General features: G+C 32.7%; 1 protein-coding gene. It reads left to right on the forward strand.

Annotated elements, in window-relative coordinates; all coding sequences use genetic code 11:
• A partial coding sequence (locus DXB52_RS15985; RefSeq protein WP_181989246.1) for an ATP-binding cassette domain-containing protein occupies window positions 1–666 on the forward strand: 666 nt, incomplete at both ends.

The following is a 666-nucleotide window of genomic DNA, read 5'->3' on the forward strand; positions in this document are numbered from 1 at the left end:
ATAAATCCTAAAGAGTGTAAAATAGGTTATCTTCCTCAGAACTTTGGAATGATAAAAAACTATACATTGTATGAACATTTAAAGTATTTTGCATGCATGAAAAATATCCCCTATTGCGATTGGGAGGAAAATATTCAAGAGGTATTAACGTCGGGACATCTTGGAAATGTGCAGAACGTAAAATGCGGAAAACTATCGGGAGGAATGATTAGACGAGCCGGTATTGCACAAGCTCTATTGGGAATGCCAGATGTCATTCTTCTGGATGAACCTACGGTAGGACTTGATCCAGAAGAGCGAATCCGTTTTCAAAATACAATTAATAATTACAAACAAAAAAGTACAATTTTAGTTTCTACACATATTCTAGATGATGTTGAAGAGATATGTGATGAGATAATCGTGTTAAATAAAGGCAAGATACTCTATTGTGGAGAAACAAATGCATTGGCAATGTTGGCAAAAAACAGGGTGTTCACAATGTCAAAACAAGAGTCAATGCATTGGCAAGAATATGGTATAAATATAAAAAATTATTATGAAAATGATACAGAAAAAGTACGTTTTTTATTTCTTAGGGATGGAGAATATAATAATCCCAAAGCGAGAGAAGAGATTGCAAATGTAGAAGATGGATATATGTATTTATTAAAAAAGTATAGGAAA

This window comes from Ruminococcus sp. OM04-4AA (assembly GCF_003462585.1).
Lineage (GTDB): Bacteria > Bacillota > Clostridia > Lachnospirales > Lachnospiraceae > Mediterraneibacter > Mediterraneibacter faecis.